Raw genomic sequence first — 20,853 nt, 5'->3', positions numbered from 1 at the left:
GGCGCCGAGTCTACTTTGGTCGGAGGGAATTGCTCCCCTGATTGCAAAGTGCTCTACTTGCTTCGACCCCTGCGAGCCGGGACGCCCGCGATGATGCCTGGCCAAATCGCGAAATTTGGTAATTCGGCTGCACAATTGCTGCTCGGCGGCCTCGCGGCGCTTCGATCTTTCGGTACCGGCGAGAAGGACAGTCCCGCGGTCGGTGATGACTCGCGACAGGACATCGTCGATCTACGCGACGCCGTGAAGCAGTGGCGCGAGGTGTTCGAGCACAATCCGGTCATGTACTTCATGGTCGATCCGTCCGGGACGGTGCTCAACGTGAACACGTTTGGCGCCGCACAATTGGGCTACACGGCGGCCGAGTTGACCGGCCAATCCGTGCTGAACGTCTTTTTCGAGGAAGACCGCGACTTCGTCCGTCAATGCGTAGGGTTGTGCCTGGAAACGGTGGACCAGTCGCATACCTGGGAGATTCGCAAGATCCGCAAGGACGGCTCGGTTCTCTGGGTCCGTGAAAACGCCAAGGCAATGCTGCGCGGCGACGGCACGCCGGTCGTGCTGGTGGCCTGCGAAAACATCACCCAGCGCAAGGAGGCCGAGGATGCGCTGCGGCAGAGCGAGGCCTACCTCGCCCAGGCTCAGGAACTGAGCCGCACGGGCAGCTTCGGCTTGAGCCCCGCGACCGACGAGATCTTCTGGTCGAGGGAAACCTTTCGCATTTTCCAATGTGACCCGGCCATGCAGCCGAACCTGGGCTTCGTGTTTCAGCGCATCCATCCGGAGGACCGCGATGCGGTCCGCAAGACCCTTGATCGAGCCTTCCGCGTAGCGGAGGATTTCGACCATGAATATCGCCTGTTGATGCCGGATGGATCCATCAAATATCTCCATTCCGTGGCACGCGCGGTGAGACGTGCATCCGGGCGCATCGAGTTCGCCGGCGCTGTCACCGATGTCACGATTGCAAAGGAAACAGAGAAGAGGCTGCGCCGCAGTGAGGCCTATCTGGCCGAAGCCCAGCGCCTCAGCCATACGAGCAGCTGGGCCTGGGACGTGCGTCGTCAGGAGTTTGCCTACCGATCGGCTGAGCTCTACCGCCTGTTCGGATTTGAGCCGGACCAGATCGATGTCCCGGCGCGGGCTTTCCAGCAACGGATTCTCGCCGATGACTTTCGACGAATTGCCGACGTGGAACGTCGCGCAATCCACCAAGGGGAGCCCTTCGAAATCGACTTTCGGATTGCACGTCCGGACGGTTCGATACGACGTGTCCATACGGAGGGACATCCTGTCAAAGGCGGCGATGGCGAYGTGATGGAAATCATCGGCACGCACGTGGACGTCACCGAGCAGTTCGCCGCAAAAGAAGCACTGCAAAAGGCCTTTGACGAGCTCAAGCAATCCGAGCAGCGCTTCCGCGACTATGCCGAAACCGCATCGGACTGGTTTTGGGAGACTGGGCCGGATCACCGCATCACCCGGATATCGGAACACGCCGACACGGCCAGTCCCGTGCCGACGGGCTTGATCGGGCTGACCCGTTGGGACATTCCGCCCGATGCCGAGTTCGAGCCCGAGAAATGGGAGCAGCATCGCGCGGCGCTCGATGCCCACCTTCCGTTCCGCGACCTGGTTTACCGCAGCAGGGATCGCAACGGATCTCAGATTTACGTACGCACCAGCGGCAAGCCCTTCCATGACGAGAATGGTAACTTCCTCGGCTATAGGGGCGTCAGCAGCGATGTGACGGCGGCGATCCGCACCGAGCAGGCCGAAGATGCCCTGCGCAAAGCGCAAGCTGAGCTCGCGCATGTCACGCGCATCACGACGCTCGGCGAGCTCACCGCCTCGATTGCCCACGAAATCAACCAGCCGCTCGCCGCCGTCATTTCCAATGCCGACGCCTGCATCGGTTGGCTCGGCCGCGACCCGGCCGATCTCGACGCTGCGCGCCGTTCCGTGGAATGGATCGTCGAGGACGCCAATCGGGCCAGCGAGGTGATCCGCCGGATCCGGGCGCTCGCGAAAAAGACCGAGATCGAGATGGTTCCGGTCGACATCAATCAGGTCGTGAGGGAGGTGATGGCCCTCGTTCGGCGCGAGCTCGCTACCCATGCCGTGTCGGTGCGGATGGAGTTGTCGTCGGGCCTGCCCAACATTTGCGGCGATCGGATCCAGCTCCAGCAGGTGCTGATCAACCTCGTCATGAACGGGATCGAAGCCATGCAAGCCAATGTCGAGCTCCCGCGCGAGCTGGCAATTCGCTCCAGTCGAGACGGCGACGAGCACCTGCTTCTTACCGTGACGGATCGCGGTCTCGGCCTTGACAGCGACGTGACAGACCGCATGTTCATGCCGTTCTTCACCACAAAGTCGAGCGGCCTGGGGATGGGACTATCGATCTGCCGATCGATCATCGAGGCTCACGCGGGCCGGCTTTCGGCATTCCCAAATGAGGGGAGCGGTGCAACATTCCAGATTGCCCTGCCCTTCCCACACGAGGCCGCGTCGTGACCGACCACGCCAAGCCAACGCAGGCGCAGGCACAGGCGGGGGCCGATGATCCGATCGTCCTGATCGTCGATGACGATCCGTCGATGCGGCGGGCGCTCACCAATCTCTTCCAATCGGTCGGCCTCAGGGTGGAGGCCTTCGGCTCGGCGGCGGAGGTCATGGAAGCCAAGCCGCCGGGGGTCCCCAGTTGCCTTGTGCTCGACATCCGCCTGCCCGGCTCGAGCGGCTTCGACCTCCAGGCGGATCTCGTAAAGGCCGACATTCGCACGCCCATCATCTTCATCACGGGTCATGGCGATATCCCCATGACCGTCCGGGCCATGAAGAGTGGCGCCATCGATTTTCTGACCAAGCCGGTGCGCGACCAGGACATGCTGGACGCGGTCCAGGCTGCGATCGAACGCGATCGCAAGCGGCGCGATGCCGAGAAGTCGGTGTCGAGCGTGCGGACTCGCTTCGAAGGCCTGACGCCGCGTCAGCGCGACATTCTCGCCCTGGTTGCGTCCGGCCTGATGAACAAGCAAGTCGCTGCCGAGCTTGGATTGGCTGAGATTACCGTCAAGATCTATCGCGGGCAAATCATGCGGAAAATGGGTGCGAAGTCATTGGCCGATCTCGTCAGAATGACCGAGGTGCTCGGAATTCCACGCCCGGGGGGAAAGGTGCAAACCTAAGTATGCTTTCCAAGGTCGCTCCGGGGGCCCATTTTCCGATGGGCGGCTGCGCCGCGCGCGGCCGCTCCCCGATCAGGAGCGATCATCTTGTCAGTCCCTTCGGTCATTTCCGTCATTGACGATGATCCATCCGTCCGCCTTGCGACCAACAATCTGCTGACGTCGCGGGGATACACCGTCTACATCTTTGGCTCCGCTCTCGAATTTCTCCAGTCGGCCGAACTGAGGACGACGTCCTGCGTGATCGCGGATGTGCAGATGTCGGTCATGAGCGGCGTTGATCTCCTGATGCATATGCGCGGCCTCGGTCACCGCACGCCGTTTATCTTCATGACCGCCTTTCCCGACGATGCCGTGCGCGACCGCGCGCTGAAAGCTGGCGCCATCTGCTTTCTCGCGAAGCCGTTTTCCACGCCGGCTCTGATCAATTGTCTGGAGGCGGCCCTGTCGAAGCACAGCGAAGCCAAGACGTAACGCGGCGCCGCGTGAACCTGATTGTTCCACAGGGTGCGGCCACTTGACGTTGTGGCCGCATCCGAAGAGGCAATCCGCCTCAATCCACCTTGATGTCGGCGGCCTTGATAATCGGCCACCATTTTGCGATTTCCGCCTTCTGGCGCGCGCCGAGCGCTTCGGGCGTGAGCTGGTCCTTGGGCGTCATCTCGAGGCCCTGGCTTTCGAGCTGCTTCTTCACGGCGGGATCGTTCAGCGCTTCCACGGCGGCCGCATTGAGCTTGGTGACGATCTCCTTCGGCGTCCCCTTCGGCACCCACAGGCCCGACCACAACGTCATGTTGAAGCCTTTCAGCCCCGCCTCGGCTGCCGTCGGAATTTCCGGCGCCGACGAGAGCCGCTTGTCGTCGGTGATGGCATAGGCGCGGATCGTGCCGGCGCGGACCTGGTTGATGGAGTTGGAGGTCTGATCGATGATGACGTCGATCTGGCCGGCGATGAGATCGTTCAGCGCGGGAGCCGTGCCGCGATACGGCACATATTGCAGCTTGATGCCGCTGACGCTCTCGAAATAGACACCGGCGATATGGCTGCCGGAGCCCGCGCCGGCGGTGCCGGCKGTCGGCGGCGACGGCCGCGACTTCAGCCACTCGATGAGCTCCTTCAACGAGGTCGCGGGCACCGCGTTCTTGCTCACCACGATCATCGGATTGCTCGGCAGCAGCACCACCGGCTCGAGATCGGCGACGAGGTCGTATTTGAGCTTGTAGACGGCGCCGTTGGCAACGTGGGTGCCGAGATGGCCGAAGGAGATGGTGTAGCCGTCCGGCGCCGATTGCACGGCGCGACCGACGCCGATCGAGCCGCCCGCGCCCGTGACATTCTCGATCACCAGCGGCTGGCCGAGCGTCACCCGCATGCGCTCGGCGAGCACGCGCGCCATCGCATCCGACGGGCCGCCGGCGGCGAAGGGAACGATGACGGTGATGGGATGCGAAGGATAGTCGTCGGCGCGCGCGGCGCCGGTCACAGCGAGAATACCGAACAGCCCAGCCCAGATGGCCTTCTTCATTGTCTGCTCCCCAGCGATGTCATTTTTATTGTTGCCCTCCCGCGTACGGGAAGAGGGATCGTTCGTGAAGAGACGAAATGACGCGCCGGAGCGCGACCATCGCGCTCCGGCTGCCTGATCTTGCTTAGAACTGCGTGTAGTCGATCGGCTTGTGGCGATCGAGCGTGCGGGTGACCGGCGGCAGCGGGTACTTCAGGCCGGTCGCGCAATTGAACAGCATCACGCGGTCGGTTTTGCTGACGCGGCCATCGGCGAGGCTGTCCTTGTAGGCGGCGTAGGTCGCAGCCCCCTCGGGGCACAGCAAGAGCCCCTCCTCGCGCGCGACCTCATTGAGCGCCGACGAGATCTTGTCATCGTCGACCGCGATGGCAAAACCCTTGCTCTGACGCACGGCGCGCAGGATCAGGAAGTCGCCGATCGCCTGCGGCACACGGATGCCCGACGCAATCGTGTGGGCGTCCTCCCAGCGCGTCGCATGCTCTGTGCCGGCGTCATAGGCCCGCACCATCGGCGCGCAGCCCGACGCCTGCACCGCGACCATGCGCGGGCGCTTGGAGCCGATAAACCCGATCTTCTCCAGCTCGTCGAAAGCCTTCCACATGCCGATCAGGCCGGTGCCGCCGCCGGTCGGATAGAAGATCACGTCGGGCACGTCCCAGCCGAGCTGCTCGGCGAGCTCCAGGCCCATCGTCTTCTTGCCCTCGATGCGGTACGGCTCCTTGAGCGTGGACGTGTCGAACCAGCCGACTTTTGCCTTGCCTTCGCCGACGATCTTGCCGCAATCGTCGATATAGCCGTTGACGCGATAGACGGTCGCGCCCTGAAGCTCGATCTCGCTGACGTTCACTTCCGGCGTGTCGGCCGGGCAAAAGATCGTGGTCTTGATGCCGCACGACGTGGCGTAAGCTGCGAGCGCCGCGCCGGCATTGCCGTTGGTCGGCATCGCCATGTGCTTGATGCCGAGCGCCTTGCCCATCGACACCGCCATCACGAGGCCCCGCGCCTTGAACGAGCCGGTCGGCAGGCGTCCCTCGTCCTTCACGATGATCTCGCCGCCGCCAAGCCTGGCGCCGAGCTTCGGCAGCCGGATCAGCGGCGTCGTGACCTCTCCGAGCGAGACGATGTCCTTGCATTTGCGCACGGGCAAGAGTTCGCGGTAGCGCCACATGTCGCCAGGACGCTGGGCAAGCGCATCCTTGGTCAGCGCCTTCTTCACGCCCGCGAGGTCGTAGCGTACCAAAAGCGGCTTGCCGGCCTTGGAGAGATTGTGGACCTGGTCGGCGGCGTAATGATCGCCCTCCATCGCGCATTCGAGATGGGTGACGAAGGTAGGGCGTTCGATGGTCAGGTTGTCGTTATCGTGCATGGGTTGGTTTCCTTCTTATTTTGCAAACGGCTCTCTGCTCGTCATTGCGAGCGCAGCGAAGCAATCCAGAATCTTTCCGCAGAGGCCGTCTGGATTGCTTCGCCGCGCTCGCAATGACGGCGGCGGGCGGCGATGGCGCCCATCAAATATTCAACACTCTTCCATACGCATCCAGCACGGCTTCCTTCATCATCTCCGACAGGGTCGGATGCGGGAACACCGTGTGCATCAGCTCTTCTTCGGTCGTCTCCAGATTCATCGCGACGACGTAGCCCTGGATCAGCTCGGTGACTTCCGCACCGACCATATGGGCGCCGAGGAGCTGACCGGTCTTCTTGTCGAAGATCACCTTGACCAGACCCTGGTCCTCGCCCAGCGCAATCGCCTTGCCGTTGCCGACGAACGGGAAACGGCCGACGCGGATCTCTCGGCCGCTTTCCTTCGCCTTGGCTTCGGTGAGGCCGACGGAGGCGACCTGCGGCTGGCAATAGGTGCAGCCCGGGATCAGGTTCTTGTCCATGGGATGCGGATGCAGGCCCTTGATGGCCTCGACGCAGATCACGCCTTCATGCTCGGCCTTGTGCGCCAGCATCGGGGGACCGGCGACGTCGCCGATGGCGTAGATGCCGGGGACGTTGGTCTTGCCGTAGCCATCGATGACGATACAGCCCCGGTCAGTCTTCACACCGAGCTTTTCCAGGCCGAGATTCTCGATATTGCCGACGACGCCGACCGCCGAGATCACGCGCTCGAACTCGGTGGTGACGGGCTTGCCCTTGCCATCGTCGATGGTGGCGACGACGCTGTCGGTCTTCTTCTCCAGCTTCGTGACCTTGGTCGAGGACATGATCTTGATGCCCTGCTTTTCCAGACGCTTGCGGGCCAGGCCGGCGATCTCGGCGTCCTCGACGGGCAGGATCTGCGGCAGCACCTCGACCACGGTGACGTCGGAGCCCATGGTGTGGAAGAACGAGGCGAACTCGATGCCGATCGCGCCGGAGCCGACGACCAGCAGCGACTTCGGCATCTTCTCCGGGACCATCGCTTCGAAATAGGTCCAGATCAGCTTCTTGTCGGGCTCGAGCCCCGGCAGCACGCGCGGCCGCGCACCGGTTGCAATGATGATGTGCTTGGCCTGGTAAGCCCCCTCACCCAGCGCGCCCTTCGGGCCCTCGACGTCGGACTTCTTCACGGTGACCTTGCCGGGCGCGTCAATCGAGGCCGCGCCCCAGATCACGCTGACCTTGTTCTTCTTCATCAGGAAGCCGACGCCGTCGTTCAGCCGCTTCGAGACGCCGCGCGAACGCTGCACCACGGCCTTCGGGTCGAACGAGACCTTCTCCGCCGACAGGCCGTAGTCCTTGGCGTGCTGCATGTAGTGGTAGATCTCAGCCGAGCGCAGCAGTGCCTTGGTTGGAATGCAGCCCCAGTTCAGGCAGATGCCGCCGAGATACGACTTCTCGACGATCGCGACCTTGAAGCCGAGCTGCGCGGCGCGGATCGCGGTGACATAGCCGCCGGGGCCGGAGCCGATGATGATGACGTCGAAGGATGTATCGGCCATGGCGGCTCCCGTTCAACTCAAGCGGTCGTTGCGCCGCGGGCGCGGCGATTGCGGATGTAGGTTCTGATCAGCCATTCCGAGAGAATGGCGGCCGCCATGACGGCGGAGATGGTGAGCGCGATCGGCGCCCAGATGTTGCGCGACAGCGCCTCGCCGGCGAAGAAGGCGGAGTCAACGATGTCGCGGCCGAGCGGGCTGAGCGTGAGGATCAGCGAGACCAGCATCGAGATCCAGGGCCAGCGCGTCCTCATGCGCCATCTCAGACCATCATCATGACGGGATTTTCGATCAGCTGCTTGAACGCGCCGATCAGCTCGGCGCCAAGCGCGCCGTCGATGGCGCGGTGATCGCAGGACAGGGTCACGCTCATCATGTGCGCGATCTCGATCTTGCCGCCACGCACGACCGGGCGCTCCTCGCTGGTGCCGACCGCGAGAATGGTCGCATGCGGCGGGTTGATCACGGCGGTGAAGTGGCTGATGCCGAACATCCCGAGGTTGGAGACCGCGGTGGTGCCGCCCTGGTATTCCTCGGGCTTCAGCTTGCGCGAGCGGGCGCGCGCGGCAAAATCCTTCATCTCGTTGGAGATGGTGGAGAGCGTCTTGGTCTCTGCCTTGCGGATGATCGGCGTGATCAGGCCGCCGGGCATCGCCACGGCAACACCGACGTCGGAATGGTGGTGCTTGACCATGCCGCTTTCGGTCCAGCTGACGTTGCAGTTCGGGATTCTCTGGAGCGCAACGGCCATCGCCTTGATCACGAAGTCGTTGACCGAGATCTTGTAGAGCGGCTTCTTCTCCTTGTCCTTGGGAGCAGCCGCATTGATCTCCTCGCGCGCGGCGAGCAGCTTGCCGATCTCGCAGTCGATGGTGAGGTAGAAGTGCGGGACGTTCTGGATCGACGCAGTCAGGCGCTGCGCGATCGTGCGACGCATGCCGTCATGCGGCACGATCTCGTAGGAGCCGGGCTCGAACAGCGACAGGATCTGCTTGTCCGACATGGTCGGCGCGATCGAGGGCGCCCCGGACGGCGCAGCGGCAGGCGCCTTCAGGCCCTTGCCGGACTTGGCCTGCTCGACGTCACGCGCCACCACGCGGCCGTGCGGGCCGGTGCCCGTCACCATCGACACGTCGATGCCGGCGTCCTTGGCAAGACGGCGCGCGAGCGGCGACGAGAACACGCGGCCGCCGTGGCCGTTGCTCTGCACGGCTGGAGCTGCGGCCTGCGGCGCCGGTGCGGCGGCAGGCGGCGCAGCCTTGGGCGCGGCTGCGGGAGCCGGCGCGGCGGCGGGCGCTTCAGCAGCTTTCGGAGGTGCGGCCGAGGCGCTGGGCTTGGCGGCACCAGCCGCCTTCACGTCCTCGCCCTCGCTGGCCAGCACTGCGATCACGTCGTTAACCGGGACGTCCTGCGTGCCCTCGGGCACGAGGATCTTGGCGATCGTGCCTTCGTCGATCGCCTCGACCTCCATGGTCGCCTTGTCGGTCTCGATCTCGGCGATGACGTCGCCGGATTTGACCTTGTCGCCTTCCTTCTTCAGCCACTTGGCGAGGTTGCCCTTCTCCATTGTCGGCGAGAGAGCGGGCATCAGGATGTTGATGGGCATGCTGACCTCAAGAAGAACTTTGCAATACGTCGTCTCCGACAGCGAAGACGACCAGGTTTAGTTGCCGATGTCGCCCTGCCACAGGCGCTCGTTGGCAGGGATGGAACGCCAATTCTTCATCATGGTGATGGAGCGGTCGTCGGCAAGGTCGATCCAGGGGATGCCGAACTTGTCGAGGATGTCCTTGGAGCCCGGGAAGGTGACGGATTCTCCGATCACCACCAGCTTCACCTTGAACAGAGCGAGTGCGCCGGCGCACATCGAGCATGGCGACAGCGTGGTGTACATGACCGTGTCGTGGAACGAGATCACGCCGGCTTCGCGCAGGCAGCTCATCTCGCCGTGGAGGATGACGTTCTTTTCCTGCACACGGTTGTTGTGGCCGCGGGCGATGATCTCGCTGCCGCGCGTCAGCACGGCGCCGATCGGCAGGCCGCCCTGCGCGATCGAGGCCTCCGCCTCACGGATCGCCTCCAGCATGAAATCGAAATGATGGGCTTCGATCGCCACGATCAGTGCCCCTTCCCGCGCGGTGTCGTCGTGCCCGTATCGGTTGGCCGTTCAATCTCCGCCTGGAACATCTCGAGGATCCGGCTCAGCGCATCCTCCTCGGTGTATTCGCTCTCGCGCGCATAGGCGCGCGCCGCGTGACGGGCGAGATCGACGAGCAGGAGACCCCACATGTCGGGCTCCTCGAAGGCGCGCTGGAACGCCATCGACAGCCCGCCGTCCAGCACGAATACGCGCAGGATCTCGACCGCATCGTCGCGGGCGAGGACGTCGGGTGGCAATGGCTGCTCCTTCGGGCCCGCCATGATCTACCTGTAGCAGACGGCTTTGGCGGCCTCGACCACTTCGGCTGCCGACGGCAGCGCGAGCTTCTCCAGGTTCGCGGCATAGGGCATCGGGACGTCCTTGCCGGAGACGCGCGCAACCGGCGCGTCGAGATAGTCGAAGGCGTTCTCCATGATGCGCGCGGCGATCTCGGCGCCGACGCCGCTCTGCGCCCAGCCCTCTTCCACCGTGACCGCACGGCCGGTCTTCTTGACCGAGTTGACGATGGTCTCGGTGTCCATCGGCCGCAGCGTGCGCAGGTCGATCACCTCGGCCTCGATACCGTCCTTGGCGAGTTCGTCGGCGGCTTTCAGCGCATAGGTCATGCCGTTCGACCAGGAGATGATGGTGACGTGGCTGCCCGAACGCACGATGCGCGCCTTGCCGATCGGGATCACGAAGTCATCGAGCTTCGGCACTTCGCCGGTATGGCCGTAGAGCACCTCGTTCTCGAGGAAGATCACCGGATTGGGATCGCGGATCGCAGCCTTGAGCAGGCCCTTGTAGTCCGCTGCGGAGAACGGCGCGACCACCTTGAGACCCGGGACGTTGGAATACCAGGACGAGTAGTCCTGGCTGTGCTGGGCGGCGACACGCGCGGCGGCGCCGTTCGGGCCGCGGAACACGATCGAGCAGCCCATCTGGCCGCCGGACATGTAGAGCGTCTTGGCCGCTGAGTTGATGATCTGGTCGATCGCCTGCATGGCGAAGTTGAAGGTCATGAACTCGACGATGGGCTTCAGCCCGGTCATGGCGGCACCGACGCCGATGCCGGCAAAGCCGTGTTCGGTGATCGGCGTGTCGATGACGCGCTTGGCGCCGAATTCCTGCAACAGGCCCTGGGTCACTTTGTAGGCGCCCTGATATTCAGCGACTTCCTCGCCCATCACGAAGACGTCGGCGTCGCGGCGCATTTCTTCGGCCATGGCGTCGCGCAACGCTTCGCGGATGGTCTGCGTCACCATCGCGGTGCCGGCGGGCACTTCCGGATCGGGCTCGGCAACTACCTGAGGGGCAGCCGCAGCCTTCGGCGCCGAGATCATCGGCTTGCCTTCGCCGACCGGCGAGCGGGATTCGGCGACTTCCTGCGCGACGCTCGGCGCGGGCGCGGCCGGCGCCTTGGCGAGATCGGCGGCCGTCTCGCCATCGGCGAGAATGGTCGCGATCGGCGTGTTGACGGCAACGTCGGCGGTGCCCTCGGGGATCAGGATCTTGCCGAGCGTACCTTCATCGGTCGCCTCGACCTCCATGGTCGCCTTGTCGGTCTCGATCTCGGCGATGACGTCGCCAGACTTGATCGTCTCGCCCTCTTTCTTCAGCCACTTGGCAAGGTTGCCCTTCTCCATCGTGGGCGACAACGCGGGCATCAGCACTTGAATTGGCATATCGACTCCAAAAGAAAGCTTGCGCGCGTTCAGCGGTAAATGTCGGTCCAGAGCTCGGCGGCATCCGGCTCGGGATCATGCTGGGCGAAGTCGGCGGACGCATTGACGATGTCGCGGACCTCGGCGTCGATCGCCTTGAGATCGGCCTCGCTCACCTTGGCCGCGAGCAGGCGGTTGCGCACCTGCTCGATCGGGTCCTGGTCGTGGCGGACTTTTTCGACCTCTTCGCGCGTTCTGTACTTGGCGGGGTCGGACATTGAGTGGCCGCGATAGCGGTAGGTCTGCATCTCCAGGATGAAGGGGCCCTTGCCGGCACGGCACCAGGCCGCCGCCTCCTCGCCCGCGGCCTTCACGGCGCGGACGTCCATGCCGTCGACCTGCATGCCGGGGATATTGAAGGACGCGCCGCGCTTGGAGAAATCCTGCTGCGCCGAAGCACGCGACACCGAGGTGCCCATGGCATAACGGTTGTTCTCGATGACGTAGATCACCGGCAGCTTCCAGAGCTCCGCCATGTTGAAGCTCTCATAGACCTGGCCCTGGTTGGCCGCGCCGTCGCCGAAATAGGTGACGCTGACATTGTCGTTACCACGATAGTGGTTGGCGAAGGCCAGACCCGTGCCGAGCGAGACCTGGGCGCCGACGATGCCGTGGCCGCCGTAGAAGTGCTTCTCCTTGCTGAACATGTGCATGGAGCCGCCCTTGCCCTTGGAATAGCCGCCGCGCCGGCCAGTGAGCTCGGCCATGACGCCGTTGGCCTCCATGCCGGTGGCAAGCATATGACCGTGGTCGCGATAGCCGGTGATGACCTGATCGCCCTGCTTCAGGGCCATCTGCATGCCGACCACCACGGCTTCCTGGCCGATATAGAGGTGGCAGAAGCCGCCGATCGCGCCCATGCCGTAGAGCTGGCCGGCCTTTTCCTCGAACCGCCGGATCAGGAGCATGTCGCGGAGCGCTTTGAGCTCCTGCTCTCTGGTGAATTCCGGGGGCGAACCGCCGTCGGTCTTGTCCTGTGGAGTGCTTGCGGCGGCTTTCTTGGGTGCGGCCATGGGAATTCCGGGTCAGAGAAAACTTCAGCCCTCTCTAACCCAAGTCAAACGCCCTTGGAAAGGACCGCGGCGGCATGGCGCGACTTTCATTATGCCGCACTGCAACGTGACCGAAACTTTGCAAAACCTTTGGCGCCGATCGGGCAACTTTAGCTCACCCGTCAGCGAGGGGAACGTGAGCGGTCAACGCAGAGAAATCGGACGCCTTGTTTTGTATCCGAAATCCCACGCGCGTCCGATTCGCCGTGCCGGCCTTACCAGCCCAACTCGCGCAAATACGCCGCGCGGGCGGCAACGCCGGTATGCGTGAAGTCGCTGAAGACCCCATCGACGCCGAGCCGGTAGAATTTGAGATATTCAAGGCTCGGGTCGCCGCGATAGTCGGCGGCAAGATACTTCTTCTCGTTCCGAAACGTGAAGACATGGACGAAAAGACCGAGCTTGTGCGCGTCCGCGACGAGGCTGGTCGCGTCCTGCGTCGAAGCCTCCGGCGTCGATCCCTTGTAGGGCGTGCCGTCCGCGTTGCTGTCCTTCCACGGCGCGATCTTGAGCGGAACGATATAGGCCTTCCACGGACCGATGCCCTCGGCATAGGTCTTGATCTCGGCAAGCCCCTCGGCTGTCAGCATCGCATCGTACAAGCGCGCATCGCCTGCAACCGTCCAGTCGAACGGGCGCGAATTCGTGATGTTGTTGAGGAGAACCTTGCCGGTTTTGAAGTCGATTCCGTTGCCGTCGACGAGTTGGACCTGCCGCGTCTGAAGGCCGTGGCTGCGCATATATTTCAGGCTGCCGGGTTCGAAGCTCTGGACCAGGATGGGAGCGTCCTTGGTGTTGAGGCCGTTATCCCCGATGATCTTGATCAGGGCATCCTCGAGCGGACGGCTGCCGGCCGCGCCGCAGCCATTGGCGATCGCCTGGGCATTGTTCCAGGTCGGGTTCTTGGTTTCGGGATAAACGAGGATGGACCGCCCGGCCTCCTTGCTCTTGACCTTGGCGATGTCGATGACGTCCTGGAAGCTGATGATCGGGAGCTTGCCGTTGAAGACTTTCGGCCGCTCGTTGGCCGCGTCATAAGTGGTGCCGCCGATCCATTGCTTCAGCTCGGCCATGGTGAAATCGCTGATCGACCAATCGTTGGTATGATCCTCGCCGTCCACGATCAGCGACTTCAGCACCGATTTGGGATCGGCCGGGTCGCTCAGATCCGTCAGGTAGTCGGCAGGCACGCCGGTGGCCGACGGGGCCTTGACGCGCACACCGGGCACGGTTCGCTTGCGGGCGGCGACGACTGCATTGGTCTTCGCCACCTCGGCAATGTTGGTGTTGTCGCTCAGCCAGGGGTTATGACGCACGACCAGAACGCAATCCTTGGTCAGGTGCAAATCCTCTTCGAGCGCATCGGTCCCGAGCGCCGCGGCGAGGTCGTACGACGCCTCGGTCTCTTCAGGTACCAGGCCCGGCAGGCCGCGATGGCCAAGGACCAGTGGCGCCTTTCCATCGACGGTCAGGAAGGGCTTGGCGCCAGTTGGCGCCGGGCCGGACTGTGCAAAGGCCATCGACAGCGGCAGCACCGCCGCGCCGAACAGCATCGCTGCGACACCCATTGTCCGTCCTGAACGACTGTTCCGCATCACCAAGCCTCCGTCTTTGCCCGGCATCGCTTCGAATGCCGCAGGCGCCGAACCGAATACGGTCGGCGCTGTCGTATTGTCTCAAGACTCTGACAGACGGATGACGACGGAGAGGGCAGCGCAAGGTTGCGCCGCCCTCTCCTGCCCGATCAGATCTTGCCCCATCAGATCTTGCCCAATCAGATCTTGCCCGATCAGAAGAAGCCAAGCTTCTTCGGGCTGTAGCTGACCAGGAGATTCTTGGTCTGCTGGTAGTGATCGAGCATCATCTTGTGGGTCTCGCGACCGACGCCCGACTGCTTGTAGCCGCCGAACGCGGCATGCGCAGGATACGCATGGTAGCAGTTGGTCCAGACCCGGCCGGCCTGGATCGCCCGGCCGAAGCGGTAGCAACGGTTGGCATCGCGACTCCAGACGCCGGCTCCCAGGCCATAGAGCGTGTCGTTGGCGATCGCGAGCGCTTCGTCATCGGTCTTGAAGGTCGTGACCGAGACGACGGGACCAAAGATCTCCTCCTGGAAGATTCGCATCTTGTTGTGGCCCTCGAACACCGTCGGCTGGACGTAGAAGCCGCCGGACAGATCGCCGCCGAGCTCGGCACGACCGCCGCCGGCCAGCACCTTGGCGCCCTCCTGCTTGCCGATGTCAATGTAGGAGAGGATCTTGGCGAGCTGCTCGCTAGATGCCTGTGCGCCGATCATGGTGTCGGCCGCACGCGGGTCGCCCTGCTTGATCGCGGCGACGCGCTTCAGCGCCCGCTCCATGAAGCGGTCGTAGATGTCGGCGTGGACAATCGCCCGGCTCGGACAGGTGCAGACCTCGCCCTGGTTCAGCGCAAACATCACAAAACCTTCGATCGCCTTGTCGAAGAAGTCGTCGTCCTCGGCGGTGACGTCGTTGAAGAAGATGTTCGGCGACTTGCCGCCGAGCTCGAGCGTGACCGGGATCAGGTTCTGGCTGGCATATTGCATGATGAGCCGGCCGGTCGTGGTCTCGCCGGTGAAGGCGATTTTCGCGATCCGCGGGCTGGACGCGAGCGGCTTGCCGGCTTCGAGGCCCAAGCCATTGACGATGTTGAGGACACCGGGCGGCAGGAGATCGCCGATGATCTCGGCCCAGACCATGATCGAGGCCGGCGTCTGCTCGGCCGGCTTGAGCACGACGCAATTGCCGGCGGCGAGCGCCGGCGCGAGCTTCCAGCAGGCCATCAGCAGCGGGAAGTTCCAGGGGATGATCTGTCCGACCACGCCGAGCGGCTCATGGAAGTGATAGGCGATGGTGTCGTGGTCGATCTCGCCGATCGAGCCTTCCTGTGCGCGCACCACGCCGGCGAAATAGCGAAAATGATCGATCGCGAGTGGCAGGTCGGCGGCGCGGGTCTCGCGGATCGGCTTGCCGTTGTCCCAGGTCTCGGCAACCGCAAGGCGCTCCAGATTCTCTTCCATCCGGTCGGCGATCCGGTTCAGGATCGCGGCGCGCTCGGCGACGCTGGTGCGTCCCCAGGCGCCCTTGGCGGCGTGCGCCGCATCGAGGGCGGCCTCGACGTCCTGCGCATCGGAACGCGCGATCTTGCAGACGATCTGGCCGTTCACCGGCGAGGCGTTGTCAAAGTACTTGCCGGAGATTGGCGCGACGAATTTGCCGCCGATGAAATTGTCATAGCGTTCGGCGAACGGAACCTGGGTGACGCCGAGGAATTCCACCTTGTTCATTGATCACTCCCGATGTTTGCTGTTTGCGCAATTCGTCGCGTGTTCACGACTTGCGCCGACGATGTCGCGGGAGCGTTTTCCTGTCAGCCCAGGCGTGAGCGATGGCCGGCCGGACCTGTCGCAGTTCTGCGACAGGTGACGCAGCTTCCCCCCTCACACTCAGCCCTCACCCTGAGGAGCGCGCTCTTGCGCGCGTCTCGAAGGATGGCCGCGGGCACAGCCGGGCCTGCATGGTTCGAGACGGCCGCTTCGCGGCCTCCTTACCATGAGGGTTGAGTTGGTGGGCGCGGAAGAAAAATAGAGCCGCAGCTCAGTGCTTCAGCTCGAACCGCTTGAGCTTCCTGTGCAGCGTGGCGCGGCTGATGCCGAGGGCCTTGGCGGCGGCCGAAACATTGCCGTCCGCGCGCAGCAGCGCCCGCTGCAACACCGCGCGCTGGCCGCCCGCAAGATGGTCATGCGCGGTATCGCCTCCGAGGAGGTCAGCCGCGGGCACCGGCTGCAAGGGACGGCCGGGCGCAATCCCGAGTCCCAACCGCGCGGACCGGGTCGCGCCGATCACGAGATCATCCGCATCGACCGCGACGAGGCCGCCGGCCTGGCCGTCCGCGCCTTGCGTCAGCACGATGCGGGCATGGGCGAAGGCGCGGCGAAACAGATCAGCCTCGATGCGCCTCGCCGCCTCACCTGCCGCGAGCGCGATCAGATTGGAAAACGCATCGGTCCGGTCGGCGCGGCAGGAGGAGACGTCGAGCACGCCCGCAAACGCCGCCTCATGGTCGTAGATCGGAACGGCGGTGCAGCTCAGAAGCGTGTTGCGGGTGAAGAAATGCTGGTCGCGGTCGATCGTCAGCGGGCGCTGCTCGACGACGCAGGTGCCGATACCGTTGGTGCCTTCATGCTCCTCGCTCCAGAGCGCGCCGGTCCACAGGCCCCAGGATTGGAACGTCGCATCGTCCACCGCTGTGCCGCGGCGGTCGACCGGCACGCCCGCGCCGTCGGCGAGCAGCACGCAGCAGCCGCTCGCGCCGACCGCCTGATAGAGCCGGTCCATCGCGCCTTGCGCGGCGGCGAGCAGCGGCGCGACGCGCTCGCGCGCCTGCCGCAACTCGACATCACTCAGCCGCATCGGCGCGCTGCGGCCGGCGGGATCGAGATGATGCAATCGGGACGAACGGCGCCATGAGGCCACCAGCGCGGAGCGCGCGGCCTGGCCTGACGCAATGGCGGCCTCGACGCGGGCCGCGTGATGCCGGGACATTGGCCCATTCATCACTGTTTCCTCCGGGTGACAGTCTAGGCTGCGCCGGCATGGCCCGGTTGATCTGCGTCAACTCAGGCCGACGGCGGCAGAAGCCATGGGGCCGTTGCTGCGTTGCCGTCAAGGCGGCAGCCCGGTTCCAAGCCTAAGACTTTCGGTAGAATTGCTACACGGTTGTCGGATTTCGGCAGCGGCTTTCGATGCCGGTTTCGAATGCTGCGGAAAGCGCTACTTCGCCGGGATCATCCGAACGAGATCGTGCGGGTTGACATAGTCGAGCTGATAGCGCGCCCGCTCGTCCAGCATGTCAGGATCGATCCGCGATGTCCGCAGCAGCGACACGCGCTGCTCGCTCTTCGCGCGCTCGCGCTTGAGCTGGGCGAGCTCGCTCGTCAGCGCGATGATCTCCTGGTCGAGTTCCTGGCGGGCGTTGAGACCGTATTTTCCGGTGTAGGCGTTGACGCCGAAATAGCCGACGATAGCGGCCGCCATCGCATAGAGGGCAAGGCCGGTCAGGATCGATTTCAGGCGCGCGCGGGAGACCATCTTGGGAAGATGCGGCAGGTTGGTTAAGGGAGTGCTAATCGCTTCCCCCTTCGCGTTCCAGTCCCTACCCCCAGCCGTCATGCCCGGCCTTGTGCCGGGCATCCACGTTTTTCGTCACCACGAGCCAAGACGTGGATGGCCGGGACAAGCCCGGCCATGACGAAGAAAGACGTCAGCCGTGGTGTTTGGCCACGTGCGCAGCAAACGCGTCGATATAGGCCTGGAGGACGGGCTTCAGAGATTCCTTGGTCAGGTTCCCCTCCGCATCGAAGGCATCGCCGACCGCGTTCAGATAGATCTCCGGCTGCTGCAGGATCGGGCCGGCAATGCCCGGCAGGATGTTCTGCAGCGTCTTGGCGGCGCTGACGCCGCCGAGCGGGCCCGGCGAGTTCGAGATGATGCCGACCGGCTTGCCGTTGAACGAGCTCTTGCCATAGGGGCGCGAGGCGACGTCGATGGCGTTCTTGAGCACACCCGGGATGGCGCGGTTGTATTCGGGGGTAACGAAAATGACGCCGTCAGACTTCTGAAGCTTCTCGCGGAAGGCCAGCCAGTCAGCCGGCGGCGCGCCCTCGAGGTCCTGGTTGAAGAACGAGATGCCTGCCAGCGTGACGACCTCGAGCTTAAGCGAGGCCGGGGCGAGCTTTGTGAGCGCATTGGCGATCTTCAGCGAAAAGCTGTCCTTGCGCAGGCTGCCGGCGATCACGACGATGTTGTAGGCCATGGATTGTCCTTGAGGGCTTGAGCGGAAGTTCCGGGGCGGCACTTAAGCGATCCCGGCCGATGGATGCAAGTGCATGAACCGGTCCCATTCGGAAACGCTGAGTTTCTCGAAAGCAGATGGTCGCTACGATCCAAAAACAATCAGGCCGCCCGAAGGCGGCCTGACGTTTCTCGCAAACCCCTGGCCCGGTTCAGATCGTCGGATTCCAGGCCGACGGGATCAGGCGGTATTTCGCGCCGTCCTTCTCGACATGCCCCACCGAGGGGAAGGTGAAGTGGAAGCCGATCACGGTCGCCTTCTCGGCCGCCGCCATGTCGTAGAATTTGTGGCGCGTCGCCTGCGCCAGCGCGCCGTCGTTGTCGAACGCTACGTGCCAATCCGGATTGCGCAGGAAGAACTCCGGAATGTTGGTGACGTCAGATTGGATCAGCACCTTCTTGTCGCCAGAGGCCACCGCGAACGAGGTGTGCCCCGGCGTATGGCCGGGTGTCGCAATCGAGGTGATGCCCGGGGCGACCTCCTTGCCCCACTCGTATTTCGTGACCTTGGATTCGAGGCCGGCAAAGGTCTTCTTCACATTGGCGAAGTAGTTCTTCGTCATGTCGTTCGGAGCCTTGGCCGCGTTCTCGTCGCTCGCCCAGAACTCCCAATCCTTCGCCGGCACCATGATCTCCGCATTCGGGAACGCGAGCGCGCCGTCGGCGAGACGAATGCCGTTGGTGTGATCAGGATGGAGATGCGACAGCAGCACGACGTCGATGTGCTTCGGGTCGACGCCGGCAGCGGCGAGGTTCTGCAGTGTACGGCCGACCGCGCCCTTGCTCGGCTCGAGATTGGCAACGCCGTTGCCGGTGTCGATCAGGACCAGCTTGGAGCCGGTGTTGATGAGTTGCGGGTTGAACGGCACCGTGACCATGCCCTTCGGCATGTACGCCGCCTCACCCGCGGCCAGCGCTTCCTCCTTCGGCAGGTTGACCACGAACTTGTCGGGCATCGGGAAGGTGCGCGCGCCGTCGTTGATCGAGGTGCACTCGTAGCTGCCGACCTTGTAGCGATAGAAGCCGGGCGCCTGTGCCCCGCTTTGCGGCACCGAGGCACTGGCGGTGGTCGGTCCAAGTCCGGTTACGGCCGCCGCGCCCATAGCGGCAGCGCCCGCGAGCAGGTCGCGGCGATTCAGATCAGTCATGGAAGTGTCCCCTTCTTTGCTTGCGGTTGCCCCGCTTTCAATTGCGGCGCAAATGTTCCCGCGCTTCGCTCAGAAGGCAAGTCCTTCTTTGGATGGTGTGCCGTGGCACATCACGAAGATTTATTTGGGTTGATGAGGAATTTTTCGCCGGTGGCCCGTTTGGCGTAGACCCCGATGTTGGCGGGATCGAGCGCCTCCTGAAGCGACACCACCTTGGTGTAGTGGCTGGCGAAGGTCGTCTTCAATTCGTCGACGACGCGCTGGCGCAGCCTGGCTCCGTCGGCCTGCCCGATCTTCATCAGGAACGGAAACAGCAGCCAGCCGCCGACGCCCCAGGCCATGCCGAAGCCGCGCGGCAGCTCGATCGGGCGGATATCGAGCGCGCCGTAGACGTAGACCTGCTTGTGCACGTTGGAGCCGTAGCGGCTGTATTCCTTGGCGGTCTTGTTGATCGCGGCTTCCATGCAGTTGAGGATGTCGCCGGCCAGCTTGCCGCCGCCGATGGCATCGAAGGCGATGGTGGCGCCGGTCTCGACCAGCGCATTGGTGAGATCGCCGAGGAAGCTCGGTGCGGTGGAATCGACGACGTATTTGGCGCCGATCTTGTGCAGGATGTCGGCCTGCTCCTTGCTGCGCACGATGTTGACCAGCGGAATGCCGTCCTTGATGCAGATCTTGTTCAGCATCTGGCCGAGATTGGAGGCGGCCGCAGTGTGCACCAGCGCCTTGTGCCCCTCGCGCCGCATGGTCTCGGTCATGCCGAGCGCCGTGAGCGGATTGACGAAGCAGGAGGCGCCTTCGGCCGGCGTGGTGCCCGCCGGCAGCGGCAGGCACTCGCGCACTTTCAGCGTGCGGTACTGCGCGTACATCGCTCCGCCGATCATCGCGACGGTCTTGCCCATCAATGCTTTCGCGGCATCGGACGAGCCGGTCTTGATGACGACGCCCGCGCCTTCGTTACCAACCGGCATGGCTTCGTCGAGCCGGCCGGCCATCGCCCGCATCGCACCCTCCGGCACCTTCGCGGTGATGACGGGAGCGTCCTTGCTGCCGGACGCCTTCGCCGTGCTCATATCGGCCGCGCCGACGAGAAGGCCGAGGTCGGACGGGTTGATCGGCGCCGCCTCGACGCGGACGACGACCTCGTCCGCGGCGGGCTCGGGAGTCGGCACGTCGACGAGCGAGATTTCCAGTTCACCGCTCTTCTTGATCAGCGAACGCAGTTGCAGTCCGGTCTTGCCGTCGCTCATGTCGATCCTCCCCTGTCCTAGCT

19 protein-coding genes are annotated in these 20,853 nt (G+C 64.0%); 3 read left to right on the top strand and 16 right to left on the bottom strand.

Going from position 1 to position 20,853, the window contains the following annotated elements; translation table 11 throughout:
* Positions 1-90 precede the first annotated feature (90 nt).
* The 3 genes from AC1DW2_RS14690 (at position 91) to AC1DW2_RS14680 (ending at position 3,665) form a co-directional block, all read left to right on the top strand.
* Entirely contained in the window at positions 91-2,517 is a 2,427-nt protein-coding gene (locus AC1DW2_RS14690; RefSeq protein WP_477006412.1) for a PAS domain S-box protein, read from the top strand.
* Positions 2,514-3,191, top strand: a complete 678-nt coding sequence (locus AC1DW2_RS14685) for a response regulator transcription factor (RefSeq protein ID WP_063983088.1) — start codon at positions 2,514-2,516, stop codon at positions 3,189-3,191. Before AC1DW2_RS14690 ends, AC1DW2_RS14685 begins: the two co-directional genes overlap by 4 nt.
* A gap of 87 nt (positions 3,192-3,278) precedes the next feature.
* Positions 3,279-3,665, top strand: coding sequence for a response regulator transcription factor (locus AC1DW2_RS14680; RefSeq protein WP_071913559.1), 387 nt, complete (start codon positions 3,279-3,281; stop codon positions 3,663-3,665).
* Between the two features lie 79 nt (positions 3,666-3,744).
* Here AC1DW2_RS14680 and AC1DW2_RS14675 read toward each other — a convergent pair whose 3' ends face one another.
* The 16 genes from AC1DW2_RS14675 to AC1DW2_RS14600 all read right to left on the bottom strand — a co-directional run bounded on the left by AC1DW2_RS14675 (position 3,745) and on the right by AC1DW2_RS14600 (position 20,830).
* A complete protein-coding gene (locus AC1DW2_RS14675) occupies positions 3,745-4,716 on the bottom strand; it encodes a tripartite tricarboxylate transporter substrate binding protein BugD (protein ID WP_477006411.1) in 972 nt (323 codons plus the stop codon).
* 124 nt (positions 4,717-4,840) lie between these two features.
* Positions 4,841-6,082, bottom strand: a complete 1,242-nt coding sequence (locus tag AC1DW2_RS14670; RefSeq protein ID WP_477006410.1) for a threonine synthase — start codon at positions 6,080-6,082, stop codon at positions 4,841-4,843.
* Positions 6,083-6,224: 142 nt separating this feature from the next.
* Positions 6,225-7,646 carry a dihydrolipoyl dehydrogenase gene (gene lpdA, locus AC1DW2_RS14665; protein WP_477006409.1) on the bottom strand — a complete coding sequence of 474 codons (1,422 nt, stop codon included), beginning with the start codon at positions 7,644-7,646 and terminating at the stop codon, positions 6,225-6,227.
* A gap of 17 nt (positions 7,647-7,663) precedes the next feature.
* Complete coding sequence (locus tag AC1DW2_RS14660) at positions 7,664-7,897, bottom strand: hypothetical protein (RefSeq protein WP_477006408.1); 234 nt, start codon at positions 7,895-7,897, stop codon at positions 7,664-7,666.
* 8 nt (positions 7,898-7,905) lie between these two features.
* Positions 7,906-9,249, bottom strand: coding sequence for a pyruvate dehydrogenase complex dihydrolipoamide acetyltransferase (locus AC1DW2_RS14655; RefSeq protein ID WP_477006407.1), 1,344 nt, complete (start codon positions 9,247-9,249; stop codon positions 7,906-7,908).
* 57 nt (positions 9,250-9,306) lie between these two features.
* Positions 9,307-9,759 carry a nucleoside deaminase gene (locus AC1DW2_RS14650; RefSeq protein ID WP_477006406.1) on the bottom strand — a complete coding sequence of 151 codons (453 nt, stop codon included), beginning with the start codon at positions 9,757-9,759 and terminating at the stop codon, positions 9,307-9,309.
* 2 nt (positions 9,760-9,761) lie between these two features.
* Positions 9,762-10,064 (bottom strand): DUF5076 domain-containing protein, encoded by a 303-nt coding sequence (locus AC1DW2_RS14645; RefSeq protein WP_028149595.1) that lies wholly within the window; start codon positions 10,062-10,064, stop codon positions 9,762-9,764.
* Positions 10,065-10,067: 3 nt separating this feature from the next.
* Complete coding sequence (locus AC1DW2_RS14640) at positions 10,068-11,468, bottom strand: pyruvate dehydrogenase complex E1 component subunit beta (protein WP_354175408.1); 1,401 nt, start codon at positions 11,466-11,468, stop codon at positions 10,068-10,070.
* Between the two features lie 29 nt (positions 11,469-11,497).
* Positions 11,498-12,520 (bottom strand): pyruvate dehydrogenase (acetyl-transferring) E1 component subunit alpha, encoded by a 1,023-nt coding sequence (gene pdhA / locus AC1DW2_RS14635; protein ID WP_063983080.1) that lies wholly within the window; start codon positions 12,518-12,520, stop codon positions 11,498-11,500.
* A 254-nt stretch (positions 12,521-12,774) separates the two neighbouring features.
* Complete coding sequence (locus tag AC1DW2_RS14630) at positions 12,775-14,127, bottom strand: glycerophosphodiester phosphodiesterase family protein (protein WP_477006405.1); 1,353 nt, start codon at positions 14,125-14,127, stop codon at positions 12,775-12,777.
* Between the two features lie 221 nt (positions 14,128-14,348).
* Positions 14,349-15,866 (bottom strand): aldehyde dehydrogenase, encoded by a 1,518-nt coding sequence (gene adh / locus AC1DW2_RS14625; RefSeq protein ID WP_477006404.1) that lies wholly within the window; start codon positions 15,864-15,866, stop codon positions 14,349-14,351.
* A gap of 310 nt (positions 15,867-16,176) precedes the next feature.
* Positions 16,177-17,136, bottom strand: coding sequence for a GAF domain-containing protein (locus tag AC1DW2_RS14620; protein WP_477006403.1), 960 nt, complete (start codon positions 17,134-17,136; stop codon positions 16,177-16,179).
* 216 nt (positions 17,137-17,352) lie between these two features.
* Entirely contained in the window at positions 17,353-17,670 is a 318-nt protein-coding gene (locus AC1DW2_RS14615; protein WP_028149600.1) for an FtsB family cell division protein, read from the bottom strand.
* A 172-nt stretch (positions 17,671-17,842) separates the two neighbouring features.
* The gene (locus tag AC1DW2_RS14610; protein ID WP_477006402.1) at positions 17,843-18,394 is read right to left on the bottom strand and encodes an NADPH-dependent FMN reductase; all 552 of its coding nucleotides are present in this window, start codon (positions 18,392-18,394) and stop codon (positions 17,843-17,845) included.
* A gap of 190 nt (positions 18,395-18,584) precedes the next feature.
* Positions 18,585-19,580, bottom strand: coding sequence for an MBL fold metallo-hydrolase (locus tag AC1DW2_RS14605; protein WP_477006401.1), 996 nt, complete (start codon positions 19,578-19,580; stop codon positions 18,585-18,587).
* A gap of 110 nt (positions 19,581-19,690) precedes the next feature.
* Positions 19,691-20,830 carry a zinc-binding dehydrogenase gene (locus AC1DW2_RS14600; protein ID WP_208087053.1) on the bottom strand — a complete coding sequence of 380 codons (1,140 nt, stop codon included), beginning with the start codon at positions 20,828-20,830 and terminating at the stop codon, positions 19,691-19,693.
* Between the last annotated feature and the right edge of the window lie 23 nt (positions 20,831-20,853).

It is taken from the genome of Bradyrhizobium sp. P3_C3, from assembly GCF_056402655.1.
This window is presented reverse-complemented; position numbering and strand designations above follow the sequence as displayed.

What these genes read in the sequence shown, in the direction of transcription:
- AC1DW2_RS14615 (WP_028149600.1), bottom strand. Translation starts at nt 17,670, where the DNA reads ATGGTCTCCCGCGCGCGCCTGAAATCGATCCTGACCGGCCTTGCCCTC.
- AC1DW2_RS14655 (WP_477006407.1), bottom strand. Translation starts at nt 9,249, where the DNA reads ATGCCCATCAACATCCTGATGCCCGCTCTCTCGCCGACAATGGAGAAG.
- AC1DW2_RS14670 (WP_477006410.1), bottom strand. Translation starts at nt 6,082, where the DNA reads ATGCACGATAACGACAACCTGACCATCGAACGCCCTACCTTCGTCACC.
- adh (WP_477006404.1), bottom strand. Translation starts at nt 15,866, where the DNA reads ATGAACAAGGTGGAATTCCTCGGCGTCACCCAGGTTCCGTTCGCCGAA.
- AC1DW2_RS14645 (WP_028149595.1), bottom strand. Translation starts at nt 10,064, where the DNA reads ATGGCGGGCCCGAAGGAGCAGCCATTGCCACCCGACGTCCTCGCCCGC.
- AC1DW2_RS14660 (WP_477006408.1), bottom strand. Translation starts at nt 7,897, where the DNA reads ATGAGGACGCGCTGGCCCTGGATCTCGATGCTGGTCTCGCTGATCCTC.
- AC1DW2_RS14610 (WP_477006402.1), bottom strand. Translation starts at nt 18,394, where the DNA reads ATGGCCTACAACATCGTCGTGATCGCCGGCAGCCTGCGCAAGGACAGC.
- AC1DW2_RS14620 (WP_477006403.1), bottom strand. Translation starts at nt 17,136, where the DNA reads ATGAATGGGCCAATGTCCCGGCATCACGCGGCCCGCGTCGAGGCCGCC.
- lpdA (WP_477006409.1), bottom strand. Translation starts at nt 7,646, where the DNA reads ATGGCCGATACATCCTTCGACGTCATCATCATCGGCTCCGGCCCCGGC.
- AC1DW2_RS14630 (WP_477006405.1), bottom strand. Translation starts at nt 14,127, where the DNA reads ATGGGTGTCGCAGCGATGCTGTTCGGCGCGGCGGTGCTGCCGCTGTCG.
- AC1DW2_RS14605 (WP_477006401.1), bottom strand. Translation starts at nt 19,580, where the DNA reads ATGACTGATCTGAATCGCCGCGACCTGCTCGCGGGCGCTGCCGCTATG.
- AC1DW2_RS14640 (WP_354175408.1), bottom strand. Translation starts at nt 11,468, where the DNA reads ATGCCAATTCAAGTGCTGATGCCCGCGTTGTCGCCCACGATGGAGAAG.
- pdhA (WP_063983080.1), bottom strand. Translation starts at nt 12,520, where the DNA reads ATGGCCGCACCCAAGAAAGCCGCCGCAAGCACTCCACAGGACAAGACC.
- AC1DW2_RS14600 (WP_208087053.1), bottom strand. Translation starts at nt 20,830, where the DNA reads ATGAGCGACGGCAAGACCGGACTGCAACTGCGTTCGCTGATCAAGAAG.